The organism is Devosia sp. Soil_C_22, from assembly GCF_057657195.1.
The window spans coordinates 3,051,865-3,068,606 of the sequence record NZ_JBDGIY010000001.1 but is presented as its reverse complement, the minus strand read 5'-3'; the positions used below and the strand labels follow the sequence as shown (position 1 = coordinate 3,068,606).

The 16,742-nt window shown below is 64.6% G+C and carries 13 protein-coding genes; 3 read left to right on the top strand and 10 right to left on the bottom strand.

What is annotated here, in order from left to right:
- Positions 1-109 precede the first annotated feature (109 nt).
- The 8 genes from AC3A6I_RS14850 to AC3A6I_RS14815 form a co-directional block, all read right to left on the bottom strand.
- Positions 110-1,972: a glucose/sorbosone family PQQ-dependent dehydrogenase gene (locus AC3A6I_RS14850; protein WP_487544501.1), complete on the bottom strand. Its 1,863-nt coding sequence runs from the start codon at positions 1,970-1,972 to the stop codon at positions 110-112.
- A 128-nt stretch (positions 1,973-2,100) separates the two neighbouring features.
- The gene (locus AC3A6I_RS14845; protein WP_487544500.1) at positions 2,101-2,928 is read right to left on the bottom strand and encodes an NAD-dependent epimerase/dehydratase family protein; all 828 of its coding nucleotides are present in this window, start codon (positions 2,926-2,928) and stop codon (positions 2,101-2,103) included.
- Between the two features lie 11 nt (positions 2,929-2,939).
- Positions 2,940-3,905, bottom strand: a complete 966-nt coding sequence (locus AC3A6I_RS14840) for a mannonate dehydratase (RefSeq protein ID WP_487544499.1) — start codon at positions 3,903-3,905, stop codon at positions 2,940-2,942.
- A gap of 115 nt (positions 3,906-4,020) precedes the next feature.
- On the bottom strand, positions 4,021-4,896 hold the full coding sequence (locus AC3A6I_RS14835) for an ABC transporter ATP-binding protein (protein ID WP_487544498.1): 876 nt from the start codon (positions 4,894-4,896) through the stop codon (positions 4,021-4,023).
- Positions 4,886-5,920: an ABC transporter ATP-binding protein gene (locus AC3A6I_RS14830; RefSeq protein WP_487544497.1), complete on the bottom strand. Its 1,035-nt coding sequence runs from the start codon at positions 5,918-5,920 to the stop codon at positions 4,886-4,888. The genes AC3A6I_RS14835 and AC3A6I_RS14830 overlap by 11 nt, the downstream gene beginning before the upstream one ends.
- Before the next feature lie 5 nt (positions 5,921-5,925).
- Positions 5,926-6,831 (bottom strand): ABC transporter permease, encoded by a 906-nt coding sequence (locus AC3A6I_RS14825; protein ID WP_487544496.1) that lies wholly within the window; start codon positions 6,829-6,831, stop codon positions 5,926-5,928.
- Between the two features lie 11 nt (positions 6,832-6,842).
- Complete coding sequence (locus tag AC3A6I_RS14820) at positions 6,843-7,841, bottom strand: ABC transporter permease (RefSeq protein ID WP_487544495.1); 999 nt, start codon at positions 7,839-7,841, stop codon at positions 6,843-6,845.
- Positions 7,842-7,907: 66 nt separating this feature from the next.
- On the bottom strand, positions 7,908-9,701 hold the full coding sequence (locus tag AC3A6I_RS14815) for an ABC transporter substrate-binding protein (protein WP_487544494.1): 1,794 nt from the start codon (positions 9,699-9,701) through the stop codon (positions 7,908-7,910).
- 771 nt (positions 9,702-10,472) lie between these two features.
- Here AC3A6I_RS14815 and AC3A6I_RS14810 point away from each other — a divergent pair.
- Both AC3A6I_RS14810 and AC3A6I_RS14805 read left to right on the top strand, forming a co-directional pair.
- Positions 10,473-11,690, top strand: coding sequence for a lytic murein transglycosylase (locus tag AC3A6I_RS14810; RefSeq protein ID WP_487544492.1), 1,218 nt, complete (start codon positions 10,473-10,475; stop codon positions 11,688-11,690).
- Between the two features lie 138 nt (positions 11,691-11,828).
- Positions 11,829-13,046: a GGDEF domain-containing protein gene (locus tag AC3A6I_RS14805; RefSeq protein WP_487544491.1), complete on the top strand. Its 1,218-nt coding sequence runs from the start codon at positions 11,829-11,831 to the stop codon at positions 13,044-13,046.
- Here AC3A6I_RS14805 and AC3A6I_RS14800 read toward each other — a convergent pair.
- Positions 13,043-14,254 (bottom strand): NAD(P)/FAD-dependent oxidoreductase, encoded by a 1,212-nt coding sequence (locus tag AC3A6I_RS14800; protein ID WP_487545036.1) that lies wholly within the window; start codon positions 14,252-14,254, stop codon positions 13,043-13,045. The genes AC3A6I_RS14805 and AC3A6I_RS14800 overlap by 4 nt on opposite strands.
- A gap of 153 nt (positions 14,255-14,407) precedes the next feature.
- On the opposite strand from AC3A6I_RS14800, the gene AC3A6I_RS14795 reads away from it, so the two are divergent.
- Positions 14,408-15,442: a proline racemase family protein gene (locus tag AC3A6I_RS14795; protein WP_487544489.1), complete on the top strand. Its 1,035-nt coding sequence runs from the start codon at positions 14,408-14,410 to the stop codon at positions 15,440-15,442.
- On the opposite strand, the gene AC3A6I_RS14790 is transcribed toward AC3A6I_RS14795, so the two are convergent.
- Positions 15,439-16,719 (bottom strand): L-fuconate dehydratase, encoded by a 1,281-nt coding sequence (locus AC3A6I_RS14790; RefSeq protein ID WP_487544488.1) that lies wholly within the window; start codon positions 16,717-16,719, stop codon positions 15,439-15,441. The genes AC3A6I_RS14795 and AC3A6I_RS14790 overlap by 4 nt on opposite strands.
- Between the last annotated feature and the right edge of the window lie 23 nt (positions 16,720-16,742).

Here is a 16,742-nt window from a genome sequence, read left to right as displayed (position 1 = left end):
TCGCTGAGGCTTCGTGAAAGCGGGGGTGCGAGGGTGCGGTTGCCTCGCTCCCGCCCGCCGGGAGTCATTTCACTTTGGCCGCCGCGCTTCGACGTGGCGGCCTTTTTCGTTATTTCGCGATGGTCATGCCGGCGAGCACGTCCGCATCCGGGGGCAGTTCGGTATCGCCGGGGGCGAAGCCGTTGACCTGGAGGATGTAGGCGGTGAGGTCGGCATAGGTCTGGTCGGGCAGGCTGCCCGGCTGGCTGGGGGGCATGCGGTCGTGGGCGTGGGTGTAGAGCTCGCCAACGGTGCGGCCGGTCCAGTTGTTTTCGAAATACGGGCCGGCGAGAGGCGGGCCATAGTTGGCGCTGATCAGGTCGGGGCCGTGGCAGGAGACGCAGTTGGCGTCGTAGGCGGTCTTGCCGCGGGCGGCCTGCTCGGCCGTGAACATGGGCGGATCGCCGGCGGGCGCCGCCTGTTCGGCCGTCGCTGTGGGAGCGGTCTCGGTCGTGGTCGTTGCCGCGGCGGAGCCGTCGCCTTCACCGGCATAGGTGTAGACGAGGATGGCGCCGGGGTTCTCGAGCGTCGTGCCGGCGCCACCGTCCATGGTGCCGACGAGGCCGGAGACGTCGGTCGCTACATACATGGTCTTCATGTCGGGGCTGAGCGCCATGTCGCGCAGGCGGTTCTCGGACTGGAAGTAGCGCTCGATCGGGCCGGCAACGGTCCGGCCATCCGCGCTGAGCGGCACGCGGTAGATGGAGCCGCGCTTGAGCGTGGTGACGAGCAGCGAGTGCTCCCAGCCGGGGATGCCTTCGCCGGCCTTGGGGAAATAGGCCTGCATCGACGAGGTGGCGACTGTAGGCCAGCAGATGAAGTCGATGCCGCCACAGGCTTCGTCGGTGAAGTCCCAGTCGTTGGGAACGGTGAACAGCGTCGCGAGCGGGTCATGCTGCTCGCCCGGCCAATCGGTCTCGTCGGTGACGGGCACCGAAGGATCGATGGTGATGTCGGAGAAGGTCAGCTGGGCGCAGGGTGTGGTGGCAAGGTCCCAGCGGGCGGCCTGGTAGGCCATGTCGTCCTTGAACCCCACGACGTGCGGCCAGCCATAATTGTCACCGCCAACGAGGATGTTCACTTCGTCGTCGGTCTTGGGGCCCTGTTCGGACGCGTAGAGCGTGCCGTCCGGGCCGAAATCGATACCCTGCATATTGCGGTGGCCGTAGGTGAAGACGTGGCTCTGCACGCCGTCGATCTCCGGGTTGTCGTCGGGGATCGAGCCATCGAGATTCAGACGGAGCGACTTGCCCTGGTAGGCGATCCAGTCGCTGGCGCCGATTTCGTCGCCGGTCGGAAGGCGCTGGGCTTCGATGGGAATACACCAGTTGCCGAGCTGCCCCTTACCGCCATCGCCGATGGTATAGTAGAGCTTGGCGTCGGGGCCGAACTTGAGGCGGCCCGAATTGTGGTCGTTCTGGCCCGGCATGCCGGCGATGAGCTCGACCGGATCGCTTAGCGTGCCGTCGGCCTCGTTGTAGGTGAGGCGGACGATCTTGGCGAAGAGGTTGGCGTAGGGGCTGAACGGGTCGGCGACCCATTCATGCTTGGGCCGCTCTTTGTCGACATAGGTGTAGGCAGCGTAGACATAGTCGTTGCCGGTGCCCTGCAGCAGGCCCGGATCGAGGGCGAGGCCGAGCAGGCCATCCTGGCCGCCGGGGGCCGAGACTTCCTCGATGTCGATGGCGACCTGCCTGGTGCCGTCTGCCGGGTTGATGCGGATGATCTTGCCGCCGGTGCGCTCGGTGACCCAGAGCCAGTTGTCGGGGCCCCAGGTGATTTCCCACGGACCTTCGAGGCCATCGGTCAGCACCGTCATTTCGAACTGCTTGGTGCCGGTCACCGCCGAGTCGGGCGGGTTCTGGGCATATGCAAGCGAACTGCCGACGAGAAGCGTCAGCAATGCGCCAGCCAGGCTGGGAAGTGAGCGCATGGGAATGTTCCTTTTGATCTGCCGCAAGCGTGCCCCGAACCGCGAGGTCCGGGGTAGGTGCAGGTTCCGCCAAAAGGCTGCGGAGCCTGGTGCCGTGGGGCGCCGGTCGGAGCCGGCGCCCGATATGGTCAGAGGTCGTGCTTCCAACCGAGGATACGCTCGGCTTTGGACGAATTGAAGAAGGCCTTGCGACCGCTCAGATCACCCTTGATCGGGATGCCCGGGAAATACTTGGCCGCGACTTCCAGGCTGGGGATATCGACCGTGGTGTCGGGCGCCACGATGTAGAAGGCTTCGTGACCCTTGAACTTGCCTTCGACGCTCAGCAGGCATGCGCGCGCCGCCGCGTCGAAGCGGGTATAGGCGAACAGGTGCTTCTTGGGGCTCTCGGAATCGAGGGTGAAGCGCGTCGCGGGCAGGGCGCGTTCGGGCACGACCCAGTGGAAGCGCATCGAGGCAATGGAGATGTCATCCCAGCGCCGGGCGAAGGCATCGGCCTGGGCTTCGCAGATCCACTTCGAGAGGCTGTAGGGCTCCTCGGAGTAGTTGGCGTGCTCCTCGTCGATCGGCAGGTAGTCGTAGTGCGGATCGCGGCTGTAGGAGTGGCCGATGGCGTTGACGCTCGAGGCCTGGCAGATGCGCATGATGCCGTTGTCCACGGCGGCCTGCAGCGCGTTGTAGCTGCCCACGACGTTGTTGTTGTGGACCACGTGGTCCGGATGCCGGCCCGGGGAGGGGATGGCAGCCATGTGAATCAGCGCGTCGCAGCCCTTGAAGGCGTCGACGAGCTTTTCGAACTCATCCATGTCGGCCTGGATGAAATGCAGGTCCTTGGTCTCTTCGGTCTCGGGGGCAGCGACGCGGTCGATGCAGACGAGTTCGTGGCCCTGCTTTTTGGCTTCGGTGATGATGGCGCGGCCGATGCCGCCCGACGAGCCGGTGAGTGCGATCTTCATTTGAGTAGGTCTTAGCCCTTGTAGACGGCCTGGTGCAGGCCGCGGATGTAGCCGATGGCGTAGAGCCGGCCGAAGGAGGAGTAGCCGGCATGCTCGTTACTGTCGCCTTCGACGGTCGGCACGTGATCGGGACGCAGCACGCCGTCGAAATCGATGTCCTTGTAGGCGCGCATGGTGGCGAGCATGTCGGTCTTGCCGGCATCGTGCCAGGTTTCGCGGAAGTTGGTCGGCACACCCTCGACGTCGCGGAAGTGGACGAAGCTGATCTTCTTCTTGCCGAAACCGCGGATGACGGACGGCAGGTCGTCGGTCATCAGGGTGAAGTTCCCCTGGCAGAGCGTGATGGTGTTGTAGTCGGACGGCAGCATGTCGACGAGGCGCTGGAAGTTCGGCACCGTGCGCATGATGCGGGAAACGCCCTTGATCGGGGTGATCGGCGGATCATCGGGGTGCATGGAAAGCTTCACGCCGGCCTTTTCGGCGACGGGGAGCACGCGGCGCAGGAAATATTCCAGCGTCTCCCAGAGCTTCTCTTCGCTGATGGGCGGGTTCGAGGTGATCGAATCCGGCACGTCGTTGACGTTGAAGCTGGTGACCACCGAGCCGCCGCGCGAGGGCGTGGCCATGTTGGTGCGGACCCAGTTGAAGTCGGTCATCCACTCGTAGCACCATACCGGGATGCCGAGCTTGCCCATGTTGGTGATGAGTTCGCAGACGACGTCGATTTCGTCGTCACGCCCCTCGAGGCCGCGCTTGGCCTTGTTGAGCGGCGGACGGGCCTCGATGACGCGGATATCGAAGCCACCCTCGTTGTAGCTGTCCTTCATGCGCTGCAGCGCCGAGAGCGAAGACACGCGCTCGCCCGCCTGCAACTGCTCGAAGGGCAGGCCGGCCACGGCGAGATCGACGCCGCACTGCTTGGCGAGCTTCCAGACCGGCGTGTACTTGGGAGGGATGACCTCGGCGATTTCCAGCATGTTTGGATCCTAACGAGAAATACGAGCCCGCCGCATGCGGCTCGGGATGGTGAAGGCGCGACCCCGGAGGCCGCGCCAAAGGTGAGGAGCGCGATGGGCGGGGAGCCTCGCGCGCCTAGGGGGTGGGCATCTTGTCCTGAGTGTGGAACTCGTCCTGCGATGCCTGGGACCGGATCGAGTGCTGGCCCCATTTCTGGTCGAGGTTGGGCCACGGGATCGAGTCGACCAGCAGACGCGTATAGGCGTGCTGCGGGTTGCGGATCACGGTCTCGACGTCGCCCTTTTCCACCACGTCGCCGCGGTAGAGCACGGTGATCGAGTCGGCGACGTGGTAGGCCGTCGTCAGATCATGCGTGATGTAGATGATGGTCACGCCGTGATCCTTGTGCAGGTTCTTCAGCGATTCAAGGATGTTGGCGCGGAGCGAAGCGTCCACCATTGACACCGGCTCGTCGGCGATCAGCAGCTTGGGCTTGAGCAGCAGGGCGCGCGCCACGTTGATGCGCTGGCGCTGGCCGCCCGACAACTGATGCGGGAAGCGGCCGAGCACGTCCTCGGGGCGGAGGCCGACGGCGGTGAGTGCTTCATCCATCTTGTTGCGCGCGTCGCGGCCGGACTTGGCGAGCTTGAACTGCTTGATCGGTACGGTCAGCAGGTGGTCGACGGTGTAGAATGGGTTGAACACCGCGAACGGGTCCTGGAACACCGCCTGCACCTCGCGCCGGTAGGCGAGGCGGTCGGGACCGCGCAGGGTGGTGATGTTCTGACCCTTGTAGAGGATCTCGCCGGTAGTGGGGGGGATGAAGCCCAGCACCAGCATGGCGAGCGTGGTTTTGCCCGAACCGGACTCGCCGGCGACGGTCAGGATGGTGGGCTCGTCTTCCTTCAGCGTCAGCGAGAAGTTGTTGAGCGCGATCTTGGCCTTCGAGGATAAGAGGCCCCGCTGGTAGACCTTGGTGACATTCTTGATTTCAAGCAGGTTAGCGGCCATCGGTGCTGCCCTCCTGGTCGTAGAGATGGCAGGCGACGAGCTGGCCGCCGGGGAGCACGTTCACCTTGGGCTTTTCCTTGCGGGAGCGATCCGAGGCGAGCGGGCAGCGCGGATGGAAGGCGCAGCCGCTGGGCAGGCGGAGCAGCGAGGGCGCAAGGCCCGGGATGCCCTTGAACTGGCCCTTGTTGTCGAGCGTAGGAAGGCTCGAGATCAGCGCCTGCGAGTAGGGGTGCTTGGGGCTGGTAAACATCTCGCGCACGGTGGCGAGCTCAACCAGCCGGCCGGCATACATCACTGCGACATGATCCATGGTCTGGGCCATCAGGCCCATGTCATGGCCGATGAGGATGACGGCGGCGCCGATATCGTCCTGCACCTTGTCGATGGTCTCCATCACCTGGCGCTGGGTGACCACGTCGAGCGCGCTGGTCGGCTCGTCGGCGATGATCACCTCGGGGCGCAGTAGGATGCCGATGGCAATACAGACGCGCTGCTTCATGCCGCCCGACAGCTCGTGCGGGAACATGTGGAACACGCCCGGATCGAGGTCCACCGACTGCAGGGCCCAGACGCAGCGGTCGTTGATGGCCTTGCGGCTTTCGCCCGGCAGGTGCGACTTGATGGCGTCGACCATCTGCGCGCCGATCTTCATCACCGGGTTGAGCGAGTTCATCGCGCCCTGCGGGATATAGGCGATCTTGGACAGCCGGGCCTTGCGGATACCCTCTTCGTTGAGGGACTGCAGGTCGGTGCCGCCGACGATCACCCGGCCGCCTTCGATCCGCCCCGGCGGCTTGATCATGCGCATCATGGCAAGGGCGAGGGTGGACTTGCCCGAACCGGACTCGCCGACCATGCCCATCTTCTTGCCCGCTTCGAGCGTAAAGCCGACATTGTCGAGGGCGCGGGCGCGACCGAGATCGGTGTAGTAGGTGACGACGAGGTCTTCGACGCGCAGGACCGGGTTGCCGGTCGCGGCGGACGCACTGGGCCCGGCCGCGGTTTCCGTGGTTGACAGGTTCATCGTCATTACTCCGTCCGCCGCACGCGCGGGTTGGCCAGTTCGTCGAGGCCCATGTTGATGAGGGCGAGCGAGCCCAGGATCAGGATCATCGCGATGGAAGGGGCGATCGGCCACCACCACCAGCCGTTGAAGAAGGCGCCCTGAAGCTGCGCCGCCCAGATGAGGTTGCCGAGCAGCGGCTCGCGCAATGGGCCAAGGCCCAGCACGGCGAGATAGAAGGAGGCAAACACGGCGGAGAAGACCTGGCCGACGAAGGCCGCGGCGATGAAAGGCAAAAGGTTGGGCAGGATTTCCTTGAAGATGATCGCGAGATCACCCACGCCGGAGAGTTTTGCCACGGCCACGAACTGGCGCTCCTTCATGGTGAGCACCTGTGAGCGGATAACCAGGGTCGGTCCCATCCAGGCGAGCATCACGACGATCAGCGCCATGGTGACGATGGTGACGTCGCGCTTGTCGAGCGAGCCGGCCACCACAACCTGGATCAGCAGCACCGGGATGGGGGTGAGGATCTGGCAGACGGTGCGAATGGTGGCATCGATCCAGCCGCCGAAATAGGCGGAAATGAAGCCAAGGATCACGCCGATGATGGTGCCGAGGCCGCCGGCGATGACGCCGATCACGGCGGTCTGCCACATGCCCACCACCATGGCGGCGAGCAGGTTACGGCCGAAGAAATCGGTACCGAACGGATATTTCAGGCTTGGCGGCTGCTTGGTCGCGACTGCCAGCGGATAGGCGTGCTTGGGGTTGATGGTGAGCAGGCCGATGACGGTGAACAGCACCAACCCGAGCAGGATGAGCAGACCGATGGCAAGGCCACGGTTGCGATTGAAGTAGCGCAGCAGGAGGGTGAGCCGTCCCGGCTGCTGGACGGAGGTATCCGTCGAAGTTGCAGCAATTGTCGCCATTGTCCGGGTTCCTACTGGTTACGCACGCGCGGGTCGATCAGGGGGTAGATGAACTCGAGCACCGCCATCAGCACGGCGATCGCGATGGTGATGAACAGCACGATACCGTAGATGAGCGGGAAGTCGTTCGAGCGGATGGCGTTGTTGAGCACCGTCCCGAGGCCGGGCAGGCCGAAGAGGCCCTCAACGATGATCGCCGAGGTCACCACCGTGCCGAGCGCGAGGGCGAGACCCGTCACCTGCGGCAAGAGCGTGTTGCGCAAGTAGTAGTCGCGGAAGATGCGGCCGCCGGTCAGGCCCTTGTGCTCGGCGAAGTTGACGTAGTCCTCGCCCTGGATGGTGACGCCCATGCCGCGCATGGAGAGCACCCAGCCGCCGACCGAGCCGAGGATAAGCGCCAGCGCGGGCAGCAGCTGGTGGCGCAGCAGGTCCAGAACGAACGGCCACGACCAGTTGGGCACGAGGCCGACCGAGTAGGCGCCGCCGAGCGGCAACAGCTTCAGGCGGAAGCCGATGAAGAACAGGAGCAGCACGCCCATGATGACGGGGGGGACGCCCGTGAGCAGCACGAAGGGCGTCGCGATCGAGCGCAGCCAGCGCGGCGCCTTGGGCCAGGCCGAGATGGCGCCCAGCAGGTTGCCGATGATGAAGCTCAGGATCGTGGTGACGAGGAGCAGGAAGAAGGTCCAGGGCAGGGCCTGGGAAATGATGTCGGTAACCGTCGAGGGATAACGGTTCAGTGAGTAGCCGAAATCCAGCCGGACGATGTTGCCGAGATAGTTCCAGTATTGCTCGAGCAGGGGCCGATCGAGGCCGAACTGCTGGTTCATGGAAGTGATGATGGCTTCCATGTCGGCCGGCGAGAAGCCGCCCGAACGTGCCAGCTCGGAGAAACGTTCGCGGATGGCGTTACGCGGCGACAGGCGGGGGATGAAGAATACGATCGTGGATGCGGCCCAGATGACCAGAACCAGGAAAGCGAGACGCTTTGCGATCAACTTGAAATTCACTTGGGCAGCTCCGGCACCGTGAAGTGAAGGAGTGCGCGCGGACGCGCACTCCAATGTCGGGATCGATTACTGCGCGCCGGACGGCTGCAGCGAGGTGATGACCAGCATGCCCGTGTGGGCCCAGAAGGCGCCATTGGTGCCCATGGCCGGGTTGGCTTCGGTCGGCCAATTGGTCCAGTAGTGCTGGTTGTAGGCGATGCGGTGCAGCCACTGGATGATCGGGATATCGATCTGGTCGCGCCAGTAGATGCCCAGAGCCTGAGCGGCACCTTCCTGGAACTTCGGATCTTCCGACGAGAGCGGGGCGATCGAGTCGAGGATGGCGTCGTACTCGGGGTTGTTGTAGCGCGAGTAGCGGTTGTTGCCGGCCGACGAACCGATGGCGGCGCTGTACTTGCCGTGGAAGAGGTTCAGAGCCTCGAACGGGTCGTAGAGCGAGGCGCCGTGACCGAACATGTACAGACCGGCCTTGCCGTCGATCATGTTCTGGTTGGCGTCGGGACCGAAGTTGATCGAGGCATCAAAGCCACCCTGACGCAGCATTTCGACCAGGATCGGAACGATGTCGCCGTGGATGTTTTCGAAGCCCTGGATCGTGGCGTCGACGGTGTTGCCGTCCTTCTCCCACAGGCCGTCGCCGTTCATGGTGAAGCCGGCTTCGGTCATGAGGGCTGCGGACTGATCGGGGTCGAACAGGCGCGGCTGGTACTGCTCCTCGAGCGCCTTGACGGCGGGCGAGTCAGCAAAAGCCTGCAGGTTCGGATAGAGCGGGAACGGATAGATGGTGGCGATCTGGGCGCCTTCATACAGAATGTCGTTGATGACATCCCGGTTGATGATGAGGCTCATCGCGCGGCGCACCTTGGGGTCGCTGTACGGCTCGAGCTGGGTGTTCATCCAGAGCGAGTTGGGCCACCAGTCGAGATAACCGAACGGCGACGCATTGCCGGTGTGCGTGGTGATCTCGGGGTTCTGGGCAAGGATGTTGCCGATAACCGAGGACCGCATGTCGAGCGCGGAGTCGAACTCGTTGTTCACGAGGCGCTGGGCCACGGTGTCCATCGAGACGCCGGTGATATTGGCGATGATGACGCGCTTGACGGCCGGCTCGGCGATGCGGCCGGCGGCCACGGCCCACCAGTCGGGACGGTAGTCGAAGATCTTCTGCGCCGCGTTCCAGGCGATCAGGTCATAGGGACCCGAATGCGGCATGTCGACGCCGCCGGGCTCCATGTTCACGTCCGGCTTGTCGGCCAGGAAGTGCTCGGGAACGATCGGGATACCGGTGTCGAACTTCTCGGTCAGCACTTCGAACTTGAAGCGCGGAGCGGGGGCCTTGAACTTCACCAGCACGGTGAGGTCGTCGACGATTTCGGTCGACTCGACGAACTGGTTGAAGTGGGCGTTGTAGGGCAGCTTGGAATTGTTGAGCTGGCCATCGAAGGTGAACTTCACGTCGGCGGCGGTGACCTGCTCGCCATCGCTCCACTTGGCGCCCGGATTCAGCTTGATCTCGAGAGCAGTGAAGGTGTCGTCGGTGTATTCCATGCTGTCGGCCAGCCACGGAACATACTCGCCCTTGAAGATGGCGAAGTACATCAGCGGCTCCCACATGAAGGCGTTGCCTTCCTGGTGGGTGTAGCCGGGCAGGGCCCACGGGTTGGTGACGCCGATCGGCGACGAGAGCGCGACGCCCCAGCCGAGCACGGCAGTCTGGTTGCGCGGAACCTCCGACAGCGAGGCCGGCACGATTTCCTTGGGTGCGGTAGCAGCGAGCGGGCTTTGCGCCATCGCGGCCATGGGCATCGCCGAGACGCCGAGCGCCAGCAGTGCCGCAGTGATTAGTCTGGATTTGACCATGTGACAGGTTCTCCCTTGACTGTCATGGAAGTAAAACGCCTTGGCGGCGGTCTAGTGCAATCGATGCGGCCCTACCTGGCCCTAGTTTCTCCTCTTCTCCATCCGATCTCGTCGCGTGAGAGCATCCACCCGTCCGGGTGACCAATGCTTCGGCGCGACCAGGTAATCCGCTTGGTCCTCCCACGGAGGCATCAGGCCAGTGGCAATCAGCGTTCATCGGGGCGGGCAGCAATTTCCCGCTCGCCCGCCAGTTTCGACCGGGCGGACGGATCGTCACACTCGAAGCGCTTTGATTGTGCTGCCCACTGGACAGTCAGATCGTGCCAAATGGCATTCGGTTTGGCGTCTCCCCCACCAGTGCCGGACTCCTCCAGAGCACCGGCTTCTCCCTAATATCTACAAGGGTTAGTGAGCAGAGTCCTGCGAGTCAACAGCTGGAATGGTAGTTGCCGCAACGGGTTGGCGGCAGGAACTACTTGCGCCGGCTAAGCGCCTTGAATGTACGAGGTTTTTTGGATCGCGCATCTCGTACATTAAATTCTTTGTTTCGTGTGCTAAAGCGCTGACGTGCTACGCGGCCCGCCGCAAATTGAGGGCAAATCGCCGCAGGTTGCGCGGAAAAATCGCTAACCACCGGCAGATCACGCGATCGCGAAGTCACGCTTAACGCGATCTTAAATCCGATCCGCAGAATCGCCAGAAAGCGCCCGGAGAGTCTCCGGCGCTTGGCTCGTCGCGTTTCCCTGGCGTTCGTTCAGTTCCGAGGCTTCCATGTCCCGCGTTAGCAAGCCCGTTGCGTTCTCGCTTTCCCGCCGCTCCTTCGCCCTGGGCGCCGCTGCGCTCGCCGGCTCGATGCTGGTGGCCCCGCCTGCCTCTGCTTCAGTATCCAGCTTTGTGGACGGGGTGTGGCGCCGTGCCAGGGCCAAGGGGGTGTCACGAAAGGTGTTCGATGTCGCGATGGGGGGCTTCAAGCCGCTCGACAGCGTCCTCGACCTCAGCCGCAAGCAACCCGAGTTCGTGTCGACTGCCGCCGATTACGTGGGCAAGCGCGTAACCAACGGGCAGGCCGGCAGAGGGCAAGGTATGAGGCGGGAATGGACGCAGACGCTCGGGGCGGTTGCCTCGCGCTATGGCGTGCAACCCGAGATCATGCTTGCCATCTGGGGCATCGAGACCAACTATGGCGGCTACATGGGCGGCACCAATTCGGTGCATGCACTGGCGAGCCTCGCCTATGGCGGCTATCGCGCCGATTATTTCAGTTCCGAGTTGATCACGGCGCTGCAGATCCTCGAGGGCGGACATGTGCGTGCCAAGAACATGGTGGGCTCGTGGGCCGGCGCGATGGGGCATCCGCAGTTCATGCCGTCGAGCTTCATGAAATATGCCGTCGACTTCAAGGGCGACGGGCACAAGGACATCTGGGGCTCGGTGCCCGATGCGCTTGCCTCGATCGGCAACTACCTCAACTCGTTCGGCTGGCGAGCCGGCGAGACCTGGGGCTACGAGGTGAGGCTGCCGAGCGACTTCAACTACCAGAATGTGTGGACCCGTGTGAACGCCACGCTCGGCGACTGGAGCGGGATCGGTGTGGTACGGGCGAGCGGCAAGCCGTTCCCGCGGCCGGCCGACGCGGCACGGCTCTACATGCCCATGGGCGGCAAGGGACCGGTGTTCGCGGTGCTGCCGAACTTCGACGTGATCAAGCGCTACAATAACTCGGACAGCTATGCGCTGGCCGTGGGACACCTGGCCGACAGGATCATCGGCACTGGGGGATTCGTATCGCCCTGGCCGCAAGACACCGCGCTCAACAAGACCGATCGCATGCAGGTGCAGACCATGCTGCTGCGCAAGGGTTACGACATCGGCTCACCGGACGGGGTGATCGGACCCAAGACGCGTGCCGCGGTCATCGACTTCCAGGCGCGCGTCGGGTTGTTGCCGGATGGCCACGTGTCGGGCAACCTGTTGCGGTCGCTGAGTTAAATTCCATCGGGTAAGTAAAATTGCTGCGCTGCGGCAGGGCAACCCGTTAAGGAGCTGCCTCCTGGGCTCGGATATTGAGTTTGGGCGAGACCCATGCAGGAGCGTGGCAGACAATCTGTCCTCGACAGGAAGTCGAGTTTGCGGCTGGCGACCGTCGCCTGGCCATTCGTCGCCATTATCGTCCTGCAAGTTGTTCTCGCGACATTCAGTCTACAGATGGTGACGACGCTGCGCGCCTATGTTGCTGGCGAAAGTCAGTGGTCGAAGGCACAGCATAACGCGATCTATTTTCTCAACAGATATGTCGACACCGGGCAGTCTGTATTTCTCCGTCGCTACGAGCTGAGCTTCGACGTGCCGATGGGCGACCGCGACGCGCGCCTGGCGCTCGAGAAGCGGCCACCCAACTACGTGGCGGCCTATGACGGCTTCCGGCGCGGGCGCAACCTGCCCGCCGATATTCCCGGCATCATCTGGTTGTTCCAGAATTTCGGCTGGTTCAGCTACATGCGCGATGCGATTGGGCACTGGCGGGCGGCCGAACCGCTGCTGATGCAGCTCGATACGCTGGCCGACGAGGTGGCGGCAAAGCCCGATGCCGGACGGGCCGAACGCAGCAGCTGGAAAATCAGGCTCGACGCGATCAACAACATGGTCACCCCGCTCACCGAGCGGTTCTCGACCTCGCTGGGTCAGGGCACGCGCTTCGTGCAGGCCGTGCTGTTCGCGGCGAACTTCCTCGTCGCGGCGCTGTTCGTGGCGATGACGCTGTGGCAGCTCAACGGCTTCGTGCGGCAGCGCCGGGAACTCGAGGGGGACCTCACCTGGAAGGTGATGCACGACCAGCTGACCAAGCTCCCGAACCGGGCAGCGTTCGAGAAGGTGTTGGCCGAAGGGCTGACGGATGGTACCGCGGTGGCGCTCTTGTTCATCGACCTCGATCGGTTCAAGCAGGTGAACGACACCGCAGGCCACGCGGCAGGCGACCGGCTGCTCTGTGCGGTCTCCGACATCCTGATGCTGGCGATCGACGAGTACGATCTCGCGGCTCGGCTGGGCGGCGACGAGTTTGCGGTGATCGTGCGCCGCAGCACGCACGACCATGGGCTGGCCACGGCACATCGGCTGCGCCTGGCGCTGGCCGACCTGCCCTTCCTGTGGAAGGACGCCCATTTCACCATCAGCGCCAGCATTGGCTTTGTGGCGCTGGGGCAGCCGGACGACACGGTGCAGTCGGTGACGATGGCCGCCGATCTTGCCTGCTATCGGGCAAAGCAACTGGGTCGCAACCGTGTGTTCGTCCATGGCAGCGAGCCGCAGGCCGTCGACGGCGAACCGGAGCGGCTGACCGCCTAGTTGAAGCGCGCGATATCGAAGGCTGACACGTCGGTCGGCCGGGCGGCGATCATTTCCGACACAAGACGCGCGGTGACGGCGCTCAGGGTCAGGCCGAGATGGCCGTGGCCGAAGGCGAAGACGATGCGCGGATCGCTGGGGTGGCGGCTGATCACCGGCAGCGAATCCGGGGTGGAGGGCCGCCGGCCCATCCACTGGCTGCCGCCTTCGGGCAGGCTCGGCACGTAGCGGCGCATCTTGGCGCGCATAGCCTTGGCGCGGCCGTAGTTGGGGGCAGTCCCGGGGCGGGCGAGCTCGACTGCGCCGCCAACGCGCAGGCCATCGACCAACGGGGTGGCGATGAAGCCGTGGTCGGCGAAGCCGACCGGCATGCTGAGGTTCCAGCCGAGATCGGTGAAGGTGGTGTTGTAGCCGCGCTCGGTCTCGAGCAAGACCCTTACGCCGAGGCCGCGAACCAGTTCGCGCGACCAGACGCCGGAGGCGACGACTACGCGATCGAAATAGTCGATCACGCCGCCAGCACGGAGCACGCCGATGCGGTCGGCCCCCGGGGCGATTGCGGTGATCTCGGACGGGATCAGCTCGGCCTTCGCGCGAATGAAGGCCTGGTGGTGGCGGAGGATGGTCAGCGGGTTGGAGGCGGTCCAGTAGACCGGCTGGTGCACGGCGCCGGCGAACTGGCCTTCGAGCTGCGGCACGAGCTTTTGGGCGGCCTCGGTGGTGAGACGCTCGTAGGGGTAGCCGAGGGCCTGCTTCACCAGCTCGGCCTCGTGCAGGGCGGCGGCGATGCTGGCTTCGTTGTCGTGGACCGAGATGTAGCCGGTCTGGCGCAGGTGGCCATCGAGGCCATCGATGCGGCCGAGCTTGAAGTGATCCTCGAGCGCGGTGCGCATCAGGCCGGTTAGGGCCGCACGGACCTTCGTGCCGTGCGAGGGCGTGGCCGAGGCGAGGAAGGCGACGAGCCAAGGGGTGAGCGCCGGGACATCCGGCCAGCGCACCGTCAGGGGGCCCAGCGGGTCAAGCATCCAGCCGGGGACGGCCGTCAGCACGCCGGGGCTGGCGAGCGGAGCGATTTCGGGCAGGGCCATCAGCGAGGCGTTGCCGGCCGAGGCGGGACGGCCATCCGGCTCGCGCTCGTATGCGGCGACGTCATGGCCATCGCCGATGAGCCAGGTAGCGATCGAAGCGCCAATGATACCGGCTCCGATGACAGCGATGCGAGCCAGAAGGAACTCCGTCGGATGTGGGTAGGCGTGGGGTTTCAGCCTGGTTCTAGCGTCGTGTCGTCAATCTGTCGACAGGATGAATTGACAGTGTCCGCGGCGCATTGGATACAGCGCGGGACAGGTGGAGAGCTGCCCATGCGCTGGTCGAAGACCGTAACCCTGGTTGAGGCTCATGCCGAGGGGGAGGTGGGGCGCATCGTCACCGGCGGGGTGATCGACGTGCCGGGCGCGACCATGGCGGACAAGCTGCGCCACCTCAACGACGGCGACCAGTCGCTGCGCAAGTTCCTGGTGTTCGAGCCGCGAGCCTCGGCGCAGATGAGCACCTGCCTGATCTTCCCACCGACCCGCCCCGATGCCGATATCGGCTTCATTATCCTGCAGGGCGACCGGGCACATGCGATGTCCGGCTCGAACAGCATCTGCCTCACCACCGTACTGCTCGAGACCGGCATGCTGCCGATGACCGAGCCGGAGACGGTGGTGCGGATCGATACGGCCTCGGGGCTAGTGACGGCACGCGCGACCTGCCGCAACGGCAAATGCGAGCGGGTGACGCTGAGCATGAACCCGTCCTATGCGCACGAGCTCGATGCGGTGGTGGATGTCGACGGCTTCGGCAAGGTGAAGGTCGATATCGGCTATGGCGGCATCTTCTATGCGCTGATCGACCCGGCGCAGTTCGGGCTCGAGATCCGGCCGGACATGGCGCGGAAGCTCGTCGAGGCGGGCAGCGCGGTGCATCGCGCGGTGAACAGGCAGATGCAGATCGCGCATCCCGAGATCGAGGCGATCAAGGGGATCAGCTACACCATGTTCGTCAGCCACAACGAGGCGGGCGAGCTCAAGGGCGCAACGATCATGCCGCCGGGACGCATCGATCGCTCGCCCTGCGGCACGGGCAATTCGGCGCGGCTGGCGGTGGCGGCGGCGCGCGGATTGGCAAAGCCGGGTGACACGTTCACGGCACGCTCGATCATCGATTCCACATTCACCGTGACCTATGCCGGGGACACCACGGTGGCAGGCAAGCCGGCGGTGCAGCCGGTGATCACCGGCCGCGGCTGGATCCACGGCATCCACCAGATCGGCGTCGACCCGACCGACCCATACCCGCAAGGGTATACGGTATCGGACACCTGGGGCGATGCGTACGACCTGATGAGCTAGGCAGCCGGCTTGAACGTGTTGGCCGCGATGGAGGCGGGCTTCATCTCGATGGAGAAGCCGGGCAGTTTGGGCGGCATGTAGGCGGCGTTCTGGATGACGCAGGGCTCGACGAAGTGCTCGTGCAGGTGGTCGACATATTCGATCACGCGGCCGTCCTTGGTGCCCGAGACGACGAGATAGTCGATCATCGACAGGTGCTGGACGTACTCGCAGAGGCCGACGCCGCCGGCATGCGGCCAGACGGGCAGGCCGAACTTGGCGGCGAGCAGCAGCACCGACAGTACCTCGTTGAGCCCGCCGATGCGGCAGGCGTCGATCTGGACGATGTCGATGGCGCCCGAGGTGATGAACTGCTTGAACAGGATGCGGTTCTGGCACATCTCGCCGGTCGCCACCTTCACTGGGGCGATGGCGTCGCGGATGGCCTTGTGGCCGAGCACGTCGTCGGGGCTGGTCGGTTCCTCGATGAAGTACGGGTTGAAGCGCGAGAGCGAGCGCACCCAGTCGATGGCCTGGCCGACGTCCCAAACCTGGTTGGCGTCGATCATCAGGTAGCGGTCGGGCCCCATGATCGAGCGGACGATCTCGAGGCGGCGGATGTCGTCGTCGAGGTCGCGGCCGACCTTCATCTTGATGTGGGTGAAGCCGGCCTCAACTGCTTCGGTGGCGAGGCGGGTGAGCTTCTCGTTGGGATAACCCAGCCAGCCGGCGGAGGTCGTGTAGCACTTATAGCCTTCGGCCTCGAGCGTCCTGATACGCTCGGCCTTGCCGGCCTGGGCTTTGCGGAAGATGGCCAGCGCTTCGTCCGGCGTGATGGCGTCGGTCAAATAGCGGAAATCGATGATTGAAACGAGCTGCTCGGGGGTCATGTCGGCGACGTAGCGCCAGACGGGCTTGCCCGCGTGCTTGGCCAGCAGATCCCACACGGCGTTGACCACGGCACCGGTGGCGAGATGCATGGCGCCCTTGTCGGGGCCGATCCAGCGCAGCTGGCTGTCGCCGGTGACGTGGCGCCAGAAGCGGCCGGGGTTCTCGGAGATCCAGTCGAGTTCGAGGCCGAGCACGCGCGCTTTCAGCGCCTCGATGGCGGCAACCACGACTTCGTTGCCGCGTCCGATGGTGAAGGTGAGGCCGTGGCCTTCATGCGCGCCGTCGGTGCCGAGCACGACATAGGCGGCCGAGTAGTCCGGATCGGGGTTCATGGCGTCCGAACCATCGAGCGTGGCCGAGGTGGGAAAGCGCAGGTCGTGGGTGGAGAGCGAGGTGATCTTGGTCATCGGAACCCGTCCGGCAGGCAAGA

Excerpts from the sequence above, each read along its gene's own strand:
- AC3A6I_RS14830 (WP_487544497.1), bottom strand. The coding sequence starts at position 5,920 with ATGAACCTGTCAACCACGGAAACCGCGGCCGGGCCCAGTGCGTCCGCC.
- AC3A6I_RS14795 (WP_487544489.1), top strand. The coding sequence starts at position 14,408 with ATGCGCTGGTCGAAGACCGTAACCCTGGTTGAGGCTCATGCCGAGGGG.
- AC3A6I_RS14835 (WP_487544498.1), bottom strand. The coding sequence starts at position 4,896 with ATGGCCGCTAACCTGCTTGAAATCAAGAATGTCACCAAGGTCTACCAG.
- AC3A6I_RS14810 (WP_487544492.1), top strand. The coding sequence starts at position 10,473 with ATGTCCCGCGTTAGCAAGCCCGTTGCGTTCTCGCTTTCCCGCCGCTCC.
- AC3A6I_RS14790 (WP_487544488.1), bottom strand. The coding sequence starts at position 16,719 with ATGACCAAGATCACCTCGCTCTCCACCCACGACCTGCGCTTTCCCACC.
- AC3A6I_RS14840 (WP_487544499.1), bottom strand. The coding sequence starts at position 3,905 with ATGCTGGAAATCGCCGAGGTCATCCCTCCCAAGTACACGCCGGTCTGG.
- AC3A6I_RS14845 (WP_487544500.1), bottom strand. The coding sequence starts at position 2,928 with ATGAAGATCGCACTCACCGGCTCGTCGGGCGGCATCGGCCGCGCCATC.
- AC3A6I_RS14825 (WP_487544496.1), bottom strand. The coding sequence starts at position 6,831 with ATGGCGACAATTGCTGCAACTTCGACGGATACCTCCGTCCAGCAGCCG.
- AC3A6I_RS14850 (WP_487544501.1), bottom strand. The coding sequence starts at position 1,972 with ATGCGCTCACTTCCCAGCCTGGCTGGCGCATTGCTGACGCTTCTCGTC.
- AC3A6I_RS14815 (WP_487544494.1), bottom strand. The coding sequence starts at position 9,701 with ATGGTCAAATCCAGACTAATCACTGCGGCACTGCTGGCGCTCGGCGTC.